Raw genomic sequence first — 18445 nt, 5'->3', positions numbered from 1 at the left:
AATATCTAAAGGACTAAAGCAATTTCGGGGCCAGCAATTTCGGGGCCAGCAATTTCGAAGCCGCCAATTTCAAAGCCAGCAAATCCGAGGCCGATTTTAAAAGCATGTGAAGATTCATTGAGATGGATGTGAGCATATGGGGGCAGGAACTGCCCCATACCGCGGTTCATTTTTCGGTGGCGTGCATCGAGCGTCGCCAAAAAATGTATAGCTAGTTAGCAGAGATAATTGCTTTAAGTTCTGATATCAATGCTTGTCTATTAGTTGAATAACTGGCAGAAGGGTGTGGAGATACAAAAGTATTATGGTCATTGTCAAAGTAATCGCCAGCGACATGAGCAAAGCGTTCAGATAGTGCTGCCTCAATAAATATCTTAGCTCCCTCTTTTAAATCACCACCTGCAATACCATAGGCATTTTTAACCATTTTACTACCTAGTAAAGACTTGGGGTTAACCGAAACCATCTTAGGTCCATTTAATTGATATTGTTCTCCAAGATGGGTCGTCCACATAGTAATGCCTAGTTTACTTTGTGCATAAGCTGCGCCATCTGAAATGTAAAAAAAGGTTATGTCCTTCTTTGGCTAATATTTTAGCTGTTTCTAGACCGATGCCGTCAGTCGCCCCAGTTATCAATATCGTCTTCATCTCATACTCTGCCGTAAATAAAGCCCAAAACTCAGTGCAAGCGACTTATACCAATCAACCTGCTTTAGATTACATTACCAGTGAAGTAAAAAGCTGATAATGGTGTGATTGCTTAAAGCTGTTTCAATGTAATCTATATAATCAACAGCTTTCGTTTTAATACTGTTTAAAATGCTTATATCAGCAATAGATAATTTATAAAAACCATCTAGCCAGCGACTTCAATAACACTTAGACTGCGGGGACAAAAATAAAAAACGACAGGTATTACGCCCGCATTATATCGGCGGCGTTCGCCATCATATGCAAGATACGCTGGTGCCCTTACCCACTTTTAAATAGTGGTGTGCCACGCGTGTAATAACGCGCACATGATGAGGTACTTTTCATTTTAGTAACAAGGGTTCTCAATTTAATGTCACAACAAAAAGTAGGTTTAGTGGGCTGGCGCGGTATGGTTGGCTCAGTATTAATGCAGCGCATGCAAGAAGAGCAAGATTTCGCGCACATTGAGCCCACCTTTTTTACCACCTCTCAAAAGGGTATTGCAGCGCCAAACTTTGCTGGCAAAGATGCAGGTGTTTTAGAAGATGCGCACGACATCGAGGCGTTATCAAAACAAGATATTATTATTACTTGTCAGGGCGGTGACTATACAAAAGCCGTGTATGATGATCTTCGCGCGTCTGGCTGGAATGGCTATTGGATTGACGCAGCTTCGGCCCTTCGTATGAAAGACGATGCGGTTATTGTACTAGACCCAGTGAACCGCAAAGAAATTGATAGTGGCATTGAAAAAGGTATTCGCACATACGTTGGCGGAAACTGCACAGTGTCACTTATGCTGCTGGCTCTAGGCGGTTTATTTGAACAAGACCTTGTTGAATGGGCATCACCGATGACCTACCAAGCCGCTTCAGGTTCAGGCGCTAAGCATATGCGTGAACTTATTAGCCAGATGGGCGCTATTCACAATAATGTAAAAGATAAAGTGGAAGATCCGGCTACCGCTATACTGGATATCGATCAGCAAGTATCTGAATTTATTCGTAGTTCAGAATACCCAAGTGAGCAGTTCGGGGTTCCTCTTGCAGGAAGCTTAATTCCGTATATCGACTCACAGCTTCCATCGGGACAAAGCCGTGAAGAGTGGAAAGCCCAAGCCGAAGCTAACAAGATTTTAGGCATTAAAGGCGGTGAAGTACCTATCGACGGTATCTGTGTTCGCGTTGGTGCTATGCGCTGTCACAGCCAAGCAATTACGCTTAAGCTTAAAAAAGACTTACCAGTTAGCGAGATTGAGGAAATCCTGGCGAAACACAATGATTGGGTAAAAGTCGTGCCTGATGATCGTGAAGTAACTATGCAGGAGCTCACGCCAGCTAAAGTGACTGGCACCCTGTCTATCCCAGTAGGTCGAATTCGTAAGCTCAACATGGGCCCTGAGTATATCTCAGCGTTCACTGTTGGCGATCAGCTTTTATGGGGTGCTGCAGAGCCGCTTCGCAGAATGCTACGCATTGTGCTTGAGCAAAACTAACTGCTAGCTTTTAGCTAACTAATCTGAATTTAGAGCGCCTTGCTGTGTCGTTACACGCAAGGCGTTTTTTATCAGACTATAAAAGCCATAATCACTCGACATCGTAGACATGATAGCGCTATTTTACTGACTCAGACCAGACAGCCAGCTCATTACCACCTGGCTCGACAAAATGAAAGCGACAGCCCCCCGGGAAGTCAAACAGCGGTTTGGTAATTACTCCACCTGCTTTTTCTACACATCCTTGCGATTCAGAAATGTTATAAGAATACAGCACCAATAAAGGCGCCCCACTTTCTGCCTTCATCACACGTTGTGCAGAAAAAATCCCTCCGTCCATGCCAGCATTGCTAAACGCACTGTATTCACTGCCATAATCGGTAAAACTCCAGCCAAACGCACTTTCAAAAAACGCTTTTGAGCGGCTAATATCTAGAGATGCAAATTCGACATAGTTGAGTTTGGTGTTTTCTTGCATGTCACTCTTCTCTTTTTAAAAATGATGAGCTCATACTATCACCAACTTTAGACTTATTGATTAAATTCTAAACGTGCTTATTCGTTTAAAATTAGATAACCAGCATTTATTCAGGTCACTTAGTTTGCAGCAATTTATTAGTTTGGCTTTATTGCTTGCCTTAACTTGGAGCATGGGAACGATTAATGCTCATGCATCTATCTCAGACAAGGTCAGTGAAATTAAAGTGGACGTTGAAACCTTAGTGCCTATGCCTATAGGAGCAGCAATAGAAAGGCTTGAAGCTTGGTTGTTATCTGACACATTAACGCAAGACGAAAAAAGAAAAGTGGGCGCGCTTTATGTCCAGTACCAACTTTCAATACATCAACGCCCTTCCGAAAAAATCTTAAATTCGCTGGTTGCGTTACAAGACAACTCGAGTGAAGGTCTTACAATAGCTACTGGCGTAGCAAGAATGTATGGTATTTCAGCAGACTACGACAAAGCCTACGAGCACTTTAACCGCGTTGTTGCAACGCCTGATATTCCACCAAAGGTAAAAGCCTACGCGCTGATATACCAAGTATTGACCTATAGCGAAGGTCAGGTTTTTTCACCAAACGCTGAGCTTATCAACACGGTAAACGATATACTTACCGAGCATGAGCTTACTGAGCTTAAACCCTTGTACTACGCTATTGTGGCGGACTACTATCAATCAGTCAGCGCTTATGATCTTGCGCTTTCTTACTATGAGAAATCGCTTGATGGCGCCAAAGTTGAAAACCAACGAATTTTGGTCAGCGACAACCTTTACGCCATTGGTATTCTGTATAGAAATCTAGGAAACTATAGCAAGGCCATCGATTATTTTGAACGTGCCATTGAATTCGATTCGCAAATTGATATCAGCTATTCTGAGTTCCTTGCTACTTACGGTATCGCCACAACTTATTTCCGTTCAGGTAACCTGAGAAAGGCGCTGACGCTCTCTGATGTTGTTCTTTCACACCCTCTCTCATCTTCTTTTTACAATAGCGAAATTTACCGTTTAAAAGCGGAAGCCCACCTTAGTTTAGGAGAACTTAATAAGGCGACAAACGCGCTTGATAAAGCACGTGAACTCTACGATGAAAACCGCAAAGCCGAGCTAACGACCTGGCGTGCTCAACTTGATAAAACAGAAGCCTACATTACTGCTGCGAAAGGCGATTACGCGCTAGCATTCAAACAGTTTGAGGTTTTCCATGAAGCCTATTTGAATGCAAAGAAATATGAAGACTTAGAGCTAATAAAAAGCGCCAACTTAATTGATCAGATAACTCAACAGAAAGACAGAGCAAATCAACTTGAGAATGAGAATAAAGCATTCGAGGAAGCGCTTTTGTTGAAAACAGAGGCTCAGCGCACCCAATCACTTTTTTCCACGTTGCTCGTCATACTTATCACACTCACACTAGTAACAATTGTTATCATTCTGATTTTATTGAGTAAATCAAGACAGGCTAATGCGCTTTACTTAACGGCGAAAGAAAAAGCAGAATTAAACAATCGGTTAAAGTCTGAGTTTATTTCTAATATTAGTCACGAGATCCGCACGCCTTTAAATGCCATTATTGGTTTTGGACAAACATTATCGAACCATGCGGTAGATATGCAAGCAAAGGATCTCACCAAGAAAATCGTCAATGCGTCTGAAATGCTGCTTCAACTTATCAACGACCTACTCGACTTTTCGAAGATTGAAGCGGGCAAGCTCACGTTGGCTATCAGGCCTCACGACATCACTGAAAGCCTGTGCACATTAGTCGACATATTTTCAGACCAAGCGGAACGCAAGGGATTAGTGCTCCAGCTTGATATCGACAAAAACCTTAATAACGATTTGATGTTTGACGAACTCAGATTTAAGCAAATATTGGCAAACCTAATAAGCAATGCCATCAAGTTTTCTGATAAAGGGATTATAGAAATTGGATTATCCGCAGTAGAAGCCAACGAAAGTCACTGCACCCTGCACTGCTGGGTAAAAGACAACGGGATTGGTATTTCGAAAGAAAACCAAGTAAAGCTGTTTACACCTTTTACGCAAGCTGAAAGCACCATAGCGAGAAAGTATGGTGGCACAGGTCTAGGGCTTAACATCAGTAATAATCTGCTTAAGCTAATGGGCTCTTCACTAACGCTTGAAAGCGAATTAGAACGAGGCTCTACTTTTTCTTTTGATGTCACATTTGCTGTTGCAGCAGATATTGATGTTCCGCTGTCTGAAACACCTCAGCAACACGTTACGCTAGAAGGCGCTCGTGTCCTCCTTGCAGAAGACAACGACATTAATGTTGAGGTAATCAAAGCGCTTCTTGAAGAATTCCGTTTAGATTTAACACATGTATCAAACGGACAAAAGGCCATTGATGCATTGAAAACGTGCACTTATGATTTGGTACTAATGGATATTCAAATGCCTGAAGTTGATGGGCTTAGTGCCACACGGCATATAAGAAATGTGCTTAAGTTAAAAACCCCCATCATTGCCCTGACGGCTAACGCCATGCAGCAAGATATAGACAACTGTCACGCGGCAGGAATGGATGCCCATGTGGGCAAGCCCGTAGACAAGGCTCGCCTTGTTAACACACTAGGTGAGTTTCTTGCTCGCCCGGCGTGAGTAGTTAAAAACTGACGTCCCACTGCAGAGAGTAGATGGTCTCGCCCCCTACTTCAGTATCGAACTGATCCAGTGAAACCCTGCTTACCTCTGCGGTTAGTTTGTTTTCGTGGCCATTAAAAAAATAGTTGAATGCTACTGTCTTTTCAAAAAAGCGTTCGTCTTGTTCACTGTCTTGGGACGAATAGGTCCCGAAGCGTGCAGCTATTTCAAGGGGCTCTGGCCACCAGCTGATTGATTCACTCAAAAAATAACCCGCCTGCACATAATAGCCGCGCAGCGTAGTTTCTCTATTGTTGTCCGCTAAATTCACAATATCTTTTTCATGATATTCCGCTTGAGCATTAAACCCTTTATAAAAATAGGCACCATCAATCACAAACTGCTGAATGTCGTACTGATCTTCGAGCTCGCCCTTACCAAAGTAGGCTAAATTACCAGCGCCAGACGATGAAAAACGCGTAAACTGGCTTTTGAACTTCGCCCCTGCTATTGCTAGAGCTGCTTTGGGGGTAGCTGTTCGTTTAATGTCACTGTTTTTAAACTCGACAGATTCACCTAAGAAATTCCACTGTAGTCGCCCTGTATACATATTCTCGCCATCGTGATTGCTATAATCACCACGGCCCGAGCCATTGAATACTCCTACCCAGTAATTGAAATTGGCCGCGCCTGGGCCATCAAAATTACCGTACAGGGATGCCCCCATTTGCCTATCTAGCGTAAATATTCTGTTGATGATTGAACGATCCATCATTTGCTGGCCGCCACTGCTTACACTGCGCTCTCTGGAATACTCGACCTTCCACTGACCAACCTTAAACCGAAGCGCGTCATACTTTTCAAAAGATAATGTAGCGGTGAGCGTGCGCTGATCGACAGCATCGTATTCCACACCATATTTAATCCAGGGCAAACCAATGTGACCGTCTAATTTGACCCGCGCCCTGTTAACGCCAAATTGATTACCGGCGTTATGCTCAAAGTCAGCACGCTCGGTAGGCTGGCTTATACCGGGATTGGCATAGCGAGACTGAAGTCTACCGCGCACGCGTAGTGAGAAGGTATTGTTGTCGCTTTGAAACGAAAGCCCGTTGCCATTGTATTGAAAGAAAGTTGCGCTAGATTCACGCTCGGCATCAACCTCAGACGCTACAACTGTCGCATGGAAAAGCGACGCCCATAAAGTACACAACAGAAGAAAAGAAGAAAAACGATTTTGAAAAAGCAAAGCACACTAAATATAACGGAAGTTTGCGCGCAGGATATATACTTTAGTATAAGATTCAAGTGCCCTGACATAAAAATGACACAAAACTGTAATATTTAGCGTTAAATACGCCGATAGTTCGACCTTTCACTTTAACAACAGAGCATTCGCCGGTAAGTGAGGACTTCCTTTTTTAGCGACTTCGTGTTGTTTGATCAGGTTAACAATATGCTTATTCACTGGCGTAGCTATGTGATTTTTTTCACCGAGCCTGACTATCTCGCCGTTCAAATAATCAATCTCCGTTCGTCGCCCCAGCGCCAAATCTTCATACATTGAAGAGCGTGCTTCGGGATCTATTTTAAGCGTAGATGAAGCCACCACATTGAATAAAAAGTTAGGTAGCTTCATAATTTTTGGCATCAGTTTGGGAATGACCTTACCGGTTCTTGCTGGTGTAATTCCTTCTGCTTTTAATACTGCTAACGCCTCGGACAACACCTTTGCCATAACCAACCTGTATTGCCTATCCCCTAGCTGTGATTTCAGCGGTATACCCGACAGTGCATTGACCGCGTTATTTAAGTTCATAATAAGTTTGCCATACTGTACAGCTTTCATATCGTTATAAACCGTAACGGGCAACGACGCGTTGTTAAGCGCTTTTATGATGTCACTACATTGGTTATTGGGGTCTTCAAGGGCAATATTACCTTCAGTACCACAGTGAAAATGGCCGTTACCTTTATAAAAAACATTGAAAGGCACCATACCTGCAATTACGCATTGTTTTATGTGCTGGCGAAGCAGGTGTGCATTACCCACTCCGTTTTGAAGACTGACTACGACTGCTGATTGCTTTGCATGCTGATTGATTATCGCAGCAGCCTGCTCGGTATCTTGGCTTTTAACGCAAAGCAAAATGACGTCAGCATCAACTAAACTATCGTTCTCAATTGAAAAAGCGATATGCTCAGGCTTTGTTAGCTGCTCACGCCCTTGCCAATCCGTTACTTTAAGACCATTAGCAGTAATATCATCATATAAACGCTGACGGCCAATGAGCGTAAGCGCATTAGCGGCACTCAATGTGGGGTCAGAGGCTAACAGGCAGCCCGCTACATAACATCCAATACTTCCCGCACCTAACACGGCAATTTTCATTATTGACTCCCAATGAAAGTTTAGCTTTCAACACTTTGTTAGACTGCGATTAAACGATCAAAATGTAAACACAAAAATCACAATAAAATAACAAAAAGTGTTTCAGTATCAGTTATTTCCTATCAGTCCGATTTATTCTTTCAATTTTCTCCGGCGTCGTGATCTCCCTACAATTAGACCAAGTAGTCAATTTATAGTCATGGTCAAATAGAGGGTTATCATGTCGGGTCAACAATCTGCTCCTTCTCTCGCTTATTCAAAAGCACACAATGCTGACATGTCGGACAATGGCAAAGTTGCCTTGGTTGCGGAAGGTGGTGGACAACGAGGAATTTTCACGGCAGGCGTACTCGATACATGGTTAGACGCCGGACACGACCCTTTCGATATTCTTATTGGCACATCAGCTGGTTCACAGAACTTAACTAGCTTTGTGGCGCGTCAAAAAGGCTATGCAAAGCGTCTTATTCGCGGCTTAACCCGACACAAACGCTTTTTCCAAATGGGACGAGGTTTAATGGGCAAACATATTGTCGATTTAGATTGGTATTTTGACAAAACCCAAGAGGCGAACCGTTTGCTAGATTTAGATACTGCTAAAAGCAATGTGGCAGATAGAGAAATACTGTTTACGGCTACGAACTCACGAGATAGAAAGGCTTACTTCCTAAACCCGATGAAGAGCCAAAACAACTGGGTTGAGTTGATTAAAGCGTCGAGCGCACTGCCCTTGCTTTACAAACAAGGCGTTCCGCTTCACACTGAAATTGAAGCCAAGCAAGCTGCCAATACAGACTTTTACTTAGATGGTGGTTTAGCCGCGCCTTTACCCGTGACGGAGGCCTATAACCGTGGTGCTACAAAAATCGTAGTGATTAGAACAGTGGACGAAGGCTTTCAAGTACAGTCGCCTTGGCTACAAAAGTTAAGCGCGGTAATGTGCGCAACGGGCACGTGCCCAAAGACCATCGACTATCTGCTGCAGCACGAACAAGCGTATCAAAAAGAACTGGCGTTTATTGAAAACCCGCCAGAAGGCGTAGAGGTTATTCAAATTTTTGCACCTAACAAACTGCAAAGTAAGCTGTTAGGCAGCACTGGTGCGCAGCTTCGCCACGACTACAATCTTGGCAAAAAGGCTGGTATCGCTTTTCTAGAGGCAGAAAGCGCATCAAAGTCTCAATTTGAAAACGAAACTGTTGCGGTACTTACCAAAGAGAACGAAGCCGAAACGTTAGGCAGTGATAATATTCGTGTTGCGAAGAATATTGAAGAGGTTAAAGATAAAGAGGCGAAAGCAAAACGACCTTTACTTACATTGCCCTTCCCTGCTCGTTTGAAACAGAATATGAATGCGCAGAAAGAAGATAAGCGAATGACGGCATAATCGCTGCTCTATTTACTTTTAGGGCAGCGAGGCTTCCATTTATATATCTGACAGCGATGCTGTCCTTACCTCTGGGGCAGCGATGCTGCCCAGTCCTCAAGATTTTCATACACGCCAGCTGCTTTAGAAAAATCGTGATTAGCCGACAAGGGTGTGGGTATAGCCACTGTTTTAATTCCTGCACTAACGGCAGCTTGTAGACCAAACTCGGTATCTTCAACTGCCATAACTTCATGTGGTGCCAATTGCATTTGGGATAGGGCTGCTAAATAGCAATCAGGTGACGGTTTACCTTTAACTACGTCATCAGAAGAAACGACACACTCAACAATATCTTCTAAACCATATATCTTCTAAACCATATATCTTCTAAACCATAGAAAGACACTGTCTTCTCAACCGCTAAACGGGTGCCTCCCGTTACTATAGCTACACGCAAGTTATGTGATTTACAAAGCATAAGGGCTTCTTTTGAACCACGTATTAACGGAAATGCTTGGCGCTGTAAAAACTTTAGTGTCAGCGCCCTTCTCTTCTTGAAAAGCTTCTCGGGCGTTAAAGCAAGCGAAAAGTCTCGAATGATATCGCTAGCATTGTTCATTACTGAGATACCAGCCATACGCGTGTGGTAATAATCGAATGTTAGTTCTTTGCCCATATCCGCAAGCATGGTTTTCCATAACTCGAAATGCGTCACTTCTGAGTCGATTAGCGTACCGTCGTGGTCGAAGAAAATGGCTTTCACGGTAAACACCGTAAAACTAACTTAAATGACATGGAAAATAACCTAGTGGATATGTGTAAACGGTTTTCACTGCACGACAAAGTGTAAGCAATTGAAAGATATAGAAAATAAATACGAATAAAAACTAGCCACCTTGACAGCAAATAGAAAAGTATTTATAAAACGCTTTTTCACTATTTCATCAAGTAAATCATGTCAGAATTATCAACACCTGTAAAACAAACTGAAGCACACAAACTTATCGAAGGCCTATTGAAATCAAGCGATCCAACTGCCGAGCTAGATAAAATTTCTGAAGAGTACAACATCGCAAATTGGGGCCAAACTAATGCTGTTTCTGCCGACCTTTACAATGCCGTACGCGACTTACTTGGCAAAGGTGTAGTGACAGGTAATGACCTTGTAGCGGGCAAAGACACAATGGACCCAATTGTACATAAAGTACAAGCGGAAACAGAAACGCTTATCGCTAACCCAAGCGAAGCAGACGCTGACCGTGTTCAAACCTTTGTACTTGGCTTCCTACGCACTTTTGTAAGCCAACTACTTCACCCGGGTACAAAGAAAGCGATTTACGCGAAAAAGCTGCCTGATCTAATTAAAGTACACCAGCAGGTTGCTAAGTAATTATCTGCTGCCAGCATTTGAGGTAAGAGTCCATTGCCTTTAGCATAAAGAGTGCTGCAACTGACGCGTTTGAACGGAAACCCGCTGCATAGCGGGTTTCTTTTTAGTTTCATAAAAGTATCAATATATGAATCAGTGCAAATTGATGGGCACAAAAAAACCGGCGTAAAGCCGGTTCTTTGTATTTGGCGGAGAGAGAGGGATTCGAACCCTCGATACGCTATAAACGTATACACACTTTCCAGGCGTGCGCCTTCAGCCACTCAGCCATCTCTCCAAATTTTGTATCAAGAAGATTTTAACACCGAAAATCCTTGAGCGCGCGTATAGTAGGTAAAGCCGCGCGCTTAATCAAGAACTTGCTGGAAAATATTCAGCAAGTGCTTATAAAACGTGCGCTTATAACCCGCCTTTCGCTTTTAACTCGGCTGAGAAGTTAAGCATGCGATCAAGTGGAATAAGTGCACCTTTACGCAATTCATCATCAACAAAGATTTCGTGCCCATCAGTTTCACCCGTCAAAGACGCCTTAATCGCTTCTAAGCCGTTCATTGCCATCCAAGGACAGTGAGCACAGCTTTTGCACGTAGCGCCGTTACCGCCCGTTGGAGCCTCTATAAACGTCTTCTCTGGAGTAAGTTGTTGCATCTTGTAAAAGATGCCTTTATCGGTAGCAACAATAAAGGTGTCGTTATCCATGGTTTGCGAGGCTTTTATCAATTGACTGGTTGAGCCAACCGCATCTGCCATTTCTACCACGCTTGCGGGTGATTCAGGGTGAACCAGTATCGCGGCATTTGGATACAGTGCTTTCATGTCTGCTAGCTTCTGTGCAGAGAACTCGTCGTGAACGATACACTCGCCCTGCCACATTAGCATGTCGGCACCCGTTTGCTTAGCAATGTAAGAGCCTAGGTGTCGGTCAGGGCCCCAAATGATTTTCTTGCCCTGGCTGTCTAGGTGCTCAACGATTTCAAGGGCGATGCTTGACGTTACTACCCAGTCAGCGCGCGCTTTTACTGCCGCTGATGTATTCGCGTAAACCACGACGGTGTGGTCAGGGTGCTGATCACAGAATTCGCTAAACTCTTTAACCGGGCAACCAATATCAAGCGAGCACGTTGCTTCAAGTGTTGGCATTAGTACGGTTTTTTCAGGGCTAAGAATTTTTGCCGTTTCGCCCATGAAGCGTACGCCAGCAACAATTAAGGTTTGTTCTTGTGCATCTCTACCGAAACGCGCCATTTCCAATGAGTCTGCCACGCAGCCACCAGTCTCTTCAGCGAGTGCCTGAATTTCATGATCGGTGTAATAGTGTGCGACAAGCACAGCGTTACGGGCCTTAAGTAAAGCTTTGATCTCAGCCTTTAACTCAGCTTTACGTGCTTCTGATAATGGCTGTGGTTTTGCTGGGAACGGGTACTCTACCTGATCCACTCGAAATGCTACTGACATTAACCTACATCTCTGTTGCGACAAGGGTGCGGATTATACCCAACTGTCATAAAAATTACACACTACCTAATCAACATAAGGGTAATTAAATAGTCGTATTTGTACTTACCTTTTCTACTACATGGGGTTAGGTAAACCAGATCAAAGTGCAAAAGAGACGAGTAGCGTTTTAAAACGCAATAAGCATTGGCGTTTTGTACTGAGGAGATTATTTAAAAAAGGAATATTTGAGTTTGAGACTTGATGGTGGGTCGTGCTGGATTCGAACCAGCGACCAATTGATTAAAAGTCAACTGCTCTACCAACTGAGCTAACGACCCATCAAGTGACACACAGATATTTTTAGCAATTCAAATGATGGTGGGTCGTGCTGGATTCGAACCAGCGACCAATTGATTAAAAGTCAACTGCTCTACCAACTGAGCTAACGACCCATCATTTGATGCTAGGAGAGAAAGTGGTGGGTCGTGCTGGATTCGAACCAGCGACCAATTGATTAAAAGTCAACTGCTCTACCAACTGAGCTAACGACCCTTTCTTTCCTGTTGTTGCCTGTGTCTTGGCAACGGCGGCATATAATACTCAGATTTTTATTCGACGCAACCCATAACGTCCTTTTATTTTCATTTTTCTGTCAAATTACGACTAAACGGTCAAAATGAAAACAAATCGCTGAGTATTTATACCAGTACTAATTGAGTTTAGTCAGGTTTCTACGAAATACAGTGAATTTTGGTGCAGAAGTTTTATGCACTCTAAATGGAATTTTTTGAAAAAAACTTTTCTCTAACTCATAAAAAAGCCTCTTTAAAAGAGGCTTTGTTCATTACAAGTTATTTAACCGAGATTCAGCGAGGCGTTTCGCCGAAGAATCAGGGTAATCATTTACAACTTGTTGGAACAGCTGTCGAGCCGTTGCACTGTCTCCCGTTCGCTCAGCAATGACGCCTAGTTTTAGTAAGGCATCAGGGCGCTTGGCAGAATCGGTAAAGCGATTAGCTACAATATTAAATTGCTCACTTGCTTCGCTCCACTGCTGTTTATTAAACAACAGTTGCCCTAACCAATAGTGCGCATTTGGTGCGTAACCACTGTTGGGAAAGCGTGAAATGAACGATTGAAACGCAGGAATGGCTTTATCGTATTCACGAGACTTAAGGATCAAATTCACCGCATTTTCATAGGCTTCATCTTCACCTGCTTGCGGTGCTTGCGTAGGCGTAGATGCTGCTGGAGAGCTCACAGAGCCCGAATCAACACCTGCACTAGGCATGGCACTACCTTGTAGCGCGCCGCTTTGCTTAAGTGCTTCCACGCGTTTATCTATTTCAAGGTAAAGCTCTCGCTGACGCTCAAGTACTTTTTGAAGTTCGTTGGTATTAACTTCAACCGCACCACGCAGCTGGTCGACTTCCATTTGCATATTGTCTAGCTGCGTTTGAAGCCTGTGCTGCATTTCAGTTCGGCTTTTTACAATACGCTCTAGTACAACAATACGCTGCTCTAATTTACTGCCGCCATTGGCGTCTACCACAGGCGCTTGCGCAAATGCGGTAGAAACAGCAAGGGCGGCACATAAAGTGACGCCCATTTTTAATGTCTTATTCGTTAGAATAGTCATTAGCGGTAAACAACCACTCCGCGACGGTTTTGAGCAAATGCATACTCAGTAGAACCCATCACTGCTGGTTTTTCTTCGCCGTATGAAACTACTGTTACTTGGCTGCTGCTTACGCCAGCATTAAGTAGGTAAGTTTCAACAGACTGTGCACGACGTTCGCCTAGCGCGATGTTGTACTCTGGCGTACCACGGCTGTCAGTGTGACCTTCAATAGTCACTTTAGTGCTTGGGTTTTTCACCAAGAACACCGCGTGCTTGTCTAGAATACGCTGGAACTCTGGCTTGATGCTTGAGCGGTCAAAGTCAAAGTAAACGGTTTGTTCGTTTTTCAGCGCTTCCATTTCTTGCTGAACCATTTCTTCTTGACGCTTCATACGCTGAGCAGCTTCTGCTTTAACGCGCTGTGCTTCTGCTTCACGTGCTTCCGCTTCCGCAGCCGCTTGTTCTTGTGCAAGGCGGTTACGCTCTGCTGCCAATTCTTCTTCGCTAGGGCCTGAAGAACATGCCATCATTGTCACTACTGGCAATGCGATAATGAAGCTCTTCATCACTTTATTCATTTGCATCCTACTAATCCTTAAATTTTATTGTTTAGTCGTTAAATTGTTAGAACAAAAATGGTGACCAACTTGGCGATTTAACTTGCCCATTGGCTGCTGGTAACCTAGCTTTAAAACGCCCATCTAAAGAAACCAGTGACAACACTTGGGTCCCCTCGTGAAGGGTGCTGTATATAATCATGCTTCCATTCGGCGCTACACTTGGTGATTCATCTAAGTACGTCCGTGTCAGTACTTGAGGTGATCCACCATCCAAAGACTGCTTAGCAATGTGATAGTTCCCATTAGTTTGGTTAACCATAATCATTTGCTTGCCGTCAGGTGTTAGCGTACCGCCAAGGTTCTGTTCACCTACAAAGGTAACTCGCCTTACTTTCCCAGAATTTAAATTTACGCTATATATCTGGGGTTTACCACCCCGTTCCGAGCTAAATATTAAACCGCTGCCATCAGGTAGCCACGCGGGCTCCGTATCAATCGCTCTATTGCGTGTAACTCGGCGAAGATTTTTTGTCGCTAAGTCCATTACATAGAGTTCAGGGTTTCCATCTTTCGATAAAACCATAGCAAGTTGCTTGCCATCTGGCGAAAATGTAGGGCTACTGTTTATTCCAGGAAAATCAGTAATGCGTGTACGTTCACTGGTGTAAATATCCTGAATGAATATTTGCGGTCTACGGTTTTCAAAGCTCACATAGGCTAGCTTCTCACCGTCAGGAGACCATACTGGCGACATAAGTGGCTCAGGTGACGACAGCAGACGGGTTTCGTTCTCGCCATCATAATCTGCAATTACTAATTGGTAAGGCTTATCCACGGTGTCGCGATCGCGAACAATGACATAAGCAATTTTCGTTAAAAATGCACCGCGAACACCGGTTAATTTTTCATAGACAATGTCGCTAATTCGATGCGCATATTGGCGAAAATCTCGGCCATTGATCACAGCCTGACGGGCAGCAAGAACGTGATTATTACTTGATACTAAGTTTCCGTTTTTGAGTACCTTGGCTTGACCATTATCAACTTGGCCTTTAAGCACATCAATAAGTTCATAAGATACAAGAAAGCGGTCGCCTCCTTGAGGCTCGATACTTCCCACTAATACAGTATCGACTCCAAGTGTCGCCCATGCTGTGTATGACACTTGCTCAGCGGTTTCTGGGTACTGTGGCATTTTATCTACAGAGACCGGGTTAAACTTACCGCTTCGCATCAAATCAGCCATCACCACTTTAGAAATGTCGCCAGGCATACTGCCCTGCCCTTTCCACTTAAATGGCACAACACCGATTGGACGGGCGCTATCTACACCCTCGGTTATTACAATTTCTAAGGATGCAAATACTTTGACACTAAAGGCCATCGTAATAAGCGCTATCCATAAACCTAGTTTTTTCATACCACTATAATTCCACTTTTAAAGTTATGTCTTTTAGCTGCTCGTAAACATCGGGTGCATCTGACACAGGTAGCTTTTCAGCGCGGCGCACTGCACTTTCAGCGGCTCGGCATAGCGCGTCGTTGCCGCCTAACACACGAATGCTGGTTACAAATCCTGTGGTCGCCAGCCGTATATTCAAGCGACAGGTTTTACCGCTATAGCTGTCGTCAGAATACAAGTTACGCTTAATGGTTTGCTGAATTAGCGCAGTATAGCGCTCAACTTCAGTTAACACTTGCTTTCGTCTACGTTCTCGCTGAGCCGCTTGCTCTTGCGCTAACTGCTCTTGCATGATCCTTTCCATCTCTGCACGTTCAGCCGCTTCTTTCTTCTTACGCTCGGCTTCGGCTTTCGCTTTAGCTTCACGCTCTTTGCGTTCTTTCTCTTTCTGAGCAGCAAGGCGTTCTAACTCTTTTTGCCTCTTCGCCTCAGCAGCCTCAGCTTCTCGCTTTTCCCTCGCGCGCTTAGCTGCAAGCTGTTGTTGGCGCTTTTTCTCTGCTGCCGCTTCTGCTTTTTTTTGCCTCTCTTGCTCTTCGGCTCTTGCTTGTGCTTCAGCTTGTGCCTGGGCCTTTTTTTGGTCGGCTATCGCTTGCGCATCAATAAAGGTTGCTTCGATTACCGGCGCATTTGAGGGAGCGTTTGGAAGCGGTTCGGGCGAGAAACTGACGCTAATAAGTAACAGTGCAGCAATAATGGCGTGCAAACCTAACGACTTGCACAAACCAAGTTGTTCAGGCGTCATTTTGCTTTTCTTATTACCTTTTTGCTTCGCCCCCGCGCGCTTTCCTTCTTTCGAAGAAGCATTTTTGTGCTCAGTGCTTTTCGACACTTCAGGTTTCGACATATCTATATTACTCAACCGGATCCGTCATTAACCCTACTGAAGGCACACCCGCCTGCTGTAACAACACCATTAGCTGTATCACTTCGTTATACGCTACTTGTCCATCGCCTTTTACCACTACGGGCGTATTGGGCTCTTTGGTCAACTGTGCTTTTACAATCGCGCCAAGTTCATCTTCGCTAATTGGCGATTCCTGATCCTCGCCAACGTTCAAAAAGTAGCGGCCTTTAACATCTACCGAAGCAATAATAGGTGGGTTATCTTCCTGCTCGATTGGGTTAGCGCTTGCTTTAGGTAAATCTACCTTTACCCCTTGAGAAATAAGCGGCGCCGTTACCATAAAAATAATGAGCAGCACTAACATCACGTCGATGTAAGGTACAACGTTTATCTCTGATACCGGTCTACGGCGTTTTCTTACGTACATAACAAGTCCTCCGTTTGGAATGTAAACGCTTAGGCTTGTTGTTGTGCTTGCGCAGCAACCGCTTGGCGATGAAGAATTGCAGAGAACTCTTCCATGAAGTTGCCATAGCTATTTTCTAGCTTCTCAACTTGGTGACTAAAACGGTTGTATGCGATTACAGCTGGAATAGCGGCGAATAGGCCGATAGCAGTTGCAATAAGCGCTTCTGCAATACCAGGCGCTACCATTGCGAGGGTAGCTTGCTGCACTTCACCGAGTGCGATGAAGGCATTCATTATTCCCCATACCGTACCAAATAGACCGATGTAAGGACTGATCGAGCCTGCAGTAGCTAGGAATGGTAGGCGACTTTCTAATTCTTCAACTTGACGAGACATAGAAACACGCATAGCACGGTAGGTACCGTCGACAATGCCATTAGTTGCCGTATTTGATTTGCGCAGACGAACAAACTCTTTAAAACCTGAACAGAAGATGCTGCCCATACCCGTAAGGTTAGTTCTTGCTGACAGTTCTTGATAAAGACGGTTCAGGTCAGCGCCTGACCAGAACTTATCTTCAAACTGACGCATTTCATTTCGTGCAGCTGACAAAGCTTTACTTCGTTGAAATATGAAAGTCCAAGACGCGACTGAAACGCTCAATAGTAAAAGCATAACAAGTTGAACGATAAAGCTTGCTTGTAAGAACAAGCCAATAAAAGTGAGATCAGATGACACGCGAAATTTCCCCTAACAAAGTACGTGGTAATCTTTTTGGCTTCATTACTGCCAAATCGACGCAGGCAACCTTAATATTTCCAGTTACTAAGGTAACGCCTTGTTCATTTTTAATATTTTGTTGAAACGTCATACTAGCGCCTTTCAATTCTACAACGCGAGTTTCAATACTCAACAGCTGATTAAACCGCGCGGGCGCATAGTTATGCATTTCAACGTGTTTGACGACAAAAGCGATGGATTGTTCCATTAGCGTATCTTGTTCGTAACCCAGCCCGCGAAGCCACTCAGTACGGGCTCTTTCCATAAACTTAAGGTAATTCGCATAATACACAATACCGCCAGCGTCGGTATCTTCGTAATACACTCTTACCTGATGTAAATGCATAACTATTCCTTCACCTTTAAATTAATTAATCCAAAATATAGTTAGAACCACTGTTTTAAGCGACAAAGTGCAGAACAAAAAATCCCTACAAACCGCATTTAGACTAACCATTAATCAAATTTATACTAATATTAAACACACAATTAACACATTAGATTTTCTAATCCAAAATAACAATTTTACTCAATTGTGCTTTTTTCTGTGCTCCCTATAATGCACAGCATCAGTCGTACAGAGCGTGATGGTGCTTAGCACGGTCATGCAAGAGTTATTCTCCTGTTAGACATGAGTTCCCTGGATTTATTTCCTTCAACACTTGTTGTTTTAGCCCGCTCTCTGAGCGGGCTTTTTTTTGCCCATAGTTTGTGACTGTTTCTAACGAAAGAATCAATACCTATAGAAGCCAATAGCTCTATACTCCCGCTCTCCCTCGATCCGACTTTGTTTCTACTCCAGCATAAATTTGTATGACTTGCGCAATTTACTAAGCCTAAAAAAGCCCAGCAATCCAGCTAGGCCTTTAAAACGAATCTGTA

The 18445-nt window shown here is 43.8% G+C and carries 20 protein-coding genes and 4 tRNA genes; 4 read left to right on the top strand and 20 right to left on the bottom strand.

Annotated elements, in window-relative coordinates; translation table 11 throughout:
* Nucleotides 1–5: 5 nt before the first annotated feature.
* Genes V7R55_RS05095 through V7R55_RS05085 form a run of 3 tightly spaced genes read right to left on the bottom strand, consistent with a single transcriptional unit; the run spans nucleotide 6 to nucleotide 650 of the window.
* Nucleotides 6–200, bottom strand: coding sequence for a hypothetical protein (locus tag V7R55_RS05095; protein WP_334057871.1), 195 nt, complete (start codon nucleotides 198–200; stop codon nucleotides 6–8).
* An 11-nt stretch (nucleotides 201–211) separates the two neighbouring features.
* Entirely contained in the window at nucleotides 212–514 is a 303-nt protein-coding gene (locus V7R55_RS05090; RefSeq protein WP_334057869.1) for a hypothetical protein, read from the bottom strand.
* A 13-nt stretch (nucleotides 515–527) separates the two neighbouring features.
* The gene (locus tag V7R55_RS05085) at nucleotides 528–650 is read right to left on the bottom strand and encodes an SDR family NAD(P)-dependent oxidoreductase (protein ID WP_334057867.1); all 123 of its coding nucleotides are present in this window, start codon (nucleotides 648–650) and stop codon (nucleotides 528–530) included.
* A gap of 415 nt (nucleotides 651–1065) precedes the next feature.
* Here V7R55_RS05085 and asd point away from each other — a divergent pair, with 415 nt between their 5' ends.
* Complete coding sequence (gene asd, locus V7R55_RS05080; RefSeq protein WP_334057865.1) at nucleotides 1066–2190, top strand: aspartate-semialdehyde dehydrogenase; 1125 nt, start codon at nucleotides 1066–1068, stop codon at nucleotides 2188–2190.
* Between the two features lie 118 nt (nucleotides 2191–2308).
* Here the strand turns inward: asd and V7R55_RS05075 are convergent, their stop codons facing one another.
* Entirely contained in the window at nucleotides 2309–2668 is a 360-nt protein-coding gene (locus tag V7R55_RS05075) for a VOC family protein (RefSeq protein ID WP_334057863.1), read from the bottom strand.
* Nucleotides 2669–2792: 124 nt separating this feature from the next.
* Here V7R55_RS05075 and V7R55_RS05070 point away from each other — a divergent pair, with 124 nt between their 5' ends.
* Entirely contained in the window at nucleotides 2793–5318 is a 2526-nt protein-coding gene (locus tag V7R55_RS05070) for an ATP-binding protein (RefSeq protein WP_334057861.1), read from the top strand.
* 4 nt (nucleotides 5319–5322) lie between these two features.
* On the opposite strand, the gene V7R55_RS05065 is transcribed toward V7R55_RS05070, so the two are convergent.
* Together V7R55_RS05065 and V7R55_RS05060 are read right to left on the bottom strand one after the other, a co-directional pair.
* Nucleotides 5323–6549: an OprO/OprP family phosphate-selective porin gene (locus V7R55_RS05065; RefSeq protein ID WP_334057859.1), complete on the bottom strand. Its 1227-nt coding sequence runs from the start codon at nucleotides 6547–6549 to the stop codon at nucleotides 5323–5325.
* Between the two features lie 126 nt (nucleotides 6550–6675).
* Nucleotides 6676–7692 carry a 2-dehydropantoate 2-reductase gene (locus tag V7R55_RS05060; protein ID WP_334057857.1) on the bottom strand — a complete coding sequence of 339 codons (1017 nt, stop codon included), beginning with the start codon at nucleotides 7690–7692 and terminating at the stop codon, nucleotides 6676–6678.
* A 220-nt stretch (nucleotides 7693–7912) separates the two neighbouring features.
* Here V7R55_RS05060 and V7R55_RS05055 point away from each other — a divergent pair, with 220 nt between their 5' ends.
* Nucleotides 7913–9079: a patatin-like phospholipase family protein gene (locus tag V7R55_RS05055; RefSeq protein ID WP_334057855.1), complete on the top strand. Its 1167-nt coding sequence runs from the start codon at nucleotides 7913–7915 to the stop codon at nucleotides 9077–9079.
* A 65-nt stretch (nucleotides 9080–9144) separates the two neighbouring features.
* Here V7R55_RS05055 and V7R55_RS05050 read toward each other — a convergent pair whose 3' ends face one another.
* Nucleotides 9145–9411, bottom strand: a complete 267-nt coding sequence (locus V7R55_RS05050) for an HAD family hydrolase (protein WP_334057987.1) — start codon at nucleotides 9409–9411, stop codon at nucleotides 9145–9147.
* A gap of 5 nt (nucleotides 9412–9416) precedes the next feature.
* On the bottom strand, nucleotides 9417–9824 hold the full coding sequence (locus tag V7R55_RS05045; RefSeq protein ID WP_334057854.1) for an HAD family hydrolase: 408 nt from the start codon (nucleotides 9822–9824) through the stop codon (nucleotides 9417–9419).
* Between the two features lie 192 nt (nucleotides 9825–10016).
* Here V7R55_RS05045 and V7R55_RS05040 point away from each other — a divergent pair, with 192 nt between their 5' ends.
* Nucleotides 10017–10451 (top strand): hypothetical protein, encoded by a 435-nt coding sequence (locus V7R55_RS05040; protein ID WP_334057852.1) that lies wholly within the window; start codon nucleotides 10017–10019, stop codon nucleotides 10449–10451.
* A gap of 186 nt (nucleotides 10452–10637) precedes the next feature.
* Here V7R55_RS05040 and V7R55_RS05035 read toward each other — a convergent pair.
* The 12 genes from V7R55_RS05035 to ybgC all read right to left on the bottom strand — a co-directional run bounded on the left by V7R55_RS05035 (nucleotide 10638) and on the right by ybgC (nucleotide 17909).
* A tRNA-Ser gene (locus V7R55_RS05035) sits at nucleotides 10638–10728 on the bottom strand.
* Nucleotides 10729–10850: 122 nt separating this feature from the next.
* Nucleotides 10851–11906: a quinolinate synthase NadA gene (nadA, locus tag V7R55_RS05030; RefSeq protein WP_014948872.1), complete on the bottom strand. Its 1056-nt coding sequence runs from the start codon at nucleotides 11904–11906 to the stop codon at nucleotides 10851–10853.
* A 244-nt stretch (nucleotides 11907–12150) separates the two neighbouring features.
* Nucleotides 12151–12226: transfer RNA gene (locus V7R55_RS05025), tRNA-Lys, on the bottom strand.
* Between the two features lie 38 nt (nucleotides 12227–12264).
* Nucleotides 12265–12340 (bottom strand) — tRNA-Lys (locus V7R55_RS05020).
* A 24-nt stretch (nucleotides 12341–12364) separates the two neighbouring features.
* A tRNA-Lys gene (locus tag V7R55_RS05015) sits at nucleotides 12365–12440 on the bottom strand.
* 292 nt (nucleotides 12441–12732) lie between these two features.
* On the bottom strand, nucleotides 12733–13527 hold the full coding sequence (gene ybgF / locus V7R55_RS05010) for a tol-pal system protein YbgF (RefSeq protein WP_334057850.1): 795 nt from the start codon (nucleotides 13525–13527) through the stop codon (nucleotides 12733–12735).
* Nucleotides 13527–14093 carry a peptidoglycan-associated lipoprotein Pal gene (pal, locus tag V7R55_RS05005; RefSeq protein WP_334057848.1) on the bottom strand — a complete coding sequence of 189 codons (567 nt, stop codon included), beginning with the start codon at nucleotides 14091–14093 and terminating at the stop codon, nucleotides 13527–13529. Before pal ends, ybgF begins: the two co-directional genes overlap by 1 nt.
* Nucleotides 14094–14133: 40 nt before the next feature.
* Complete coding sequence (gene tolB / locus V7R55_RS05000; protein ID WP_334057846.1) at nucleotides 14134–15489, bottom strand: Tol-Pal system beta propeller repeat protein TolB; 1356 nt, start codon at nucleotides 15487–15489, stop codon at nucleotides 14134–14136.
* Nucleotides 15490–15493: 4 nt separating this feature from the next.
* Complete coding sequence (gene tolA, locus V7R55_RS04995; RefSeq protein WP_438823575.1) at nucleotides 15494–16273, bottom strand: cell envelope integrity protein TolA; 780 nt, start codon at nucleotides 16271–16273, stop codon at nucleotides 15494–15496.
* Nucleotides 16274–16382: 109 nt separating this feature from the next.
* Nucleotides 16383–16802, bottom strand: coding sequence for a protein TolR (gene tolR / locus V7R55_RS04990; protein WP_025254601.1), 420 nt, complete (start codon nucleotides 16800–16802; stop codon nucleotides 16383–16385).
* Between the two features lie 29 nt (nucleotides 16803–16831).
* Nucleotides 16832–17521: a protein TolQ gene (gene tolQ / locus V7R55_RS04985; RefSeq protein WP_025254600.1), complete on the bottom strand. Its 690-nt coding sequence runs from the start codon at nucleotides 17519–17521 to the stop codon at nucleotides 16832–16834.
* Nucleotides 17511–17909 carry a tol-pal system-associated acyl-CoA thioesterase gene (ybgC, locus tag V7R55_RS04980; RefSeq protein WP_334057840.1) on the bottom strand — a complete coding sequence of 133 codons (399 nt, stop codon included), beginning with the start codon at nucleotides 17907–17909 and terminating at the stop codon, nucleotides 17511–17513. Before ybgC ends, tolQ begins: the two co-directional genes overlap by 11 nt.
* Between the last annotated feature and the right edge of the window lie 536 nt (nucleotides 17910–18445).

Origin of the sequence: Alteromonas sp. S005, assembly GCF_036864475.1 — a bacterium.
Lineage (GTDB): Bacteria > Pseudomonadota > Gammaproteobacteria > Enterobacterales > Alteromonadaceae > Alteromonas.
This window is presented reverse-complemented; position numbering and strand designations above follow the sequence as displayed.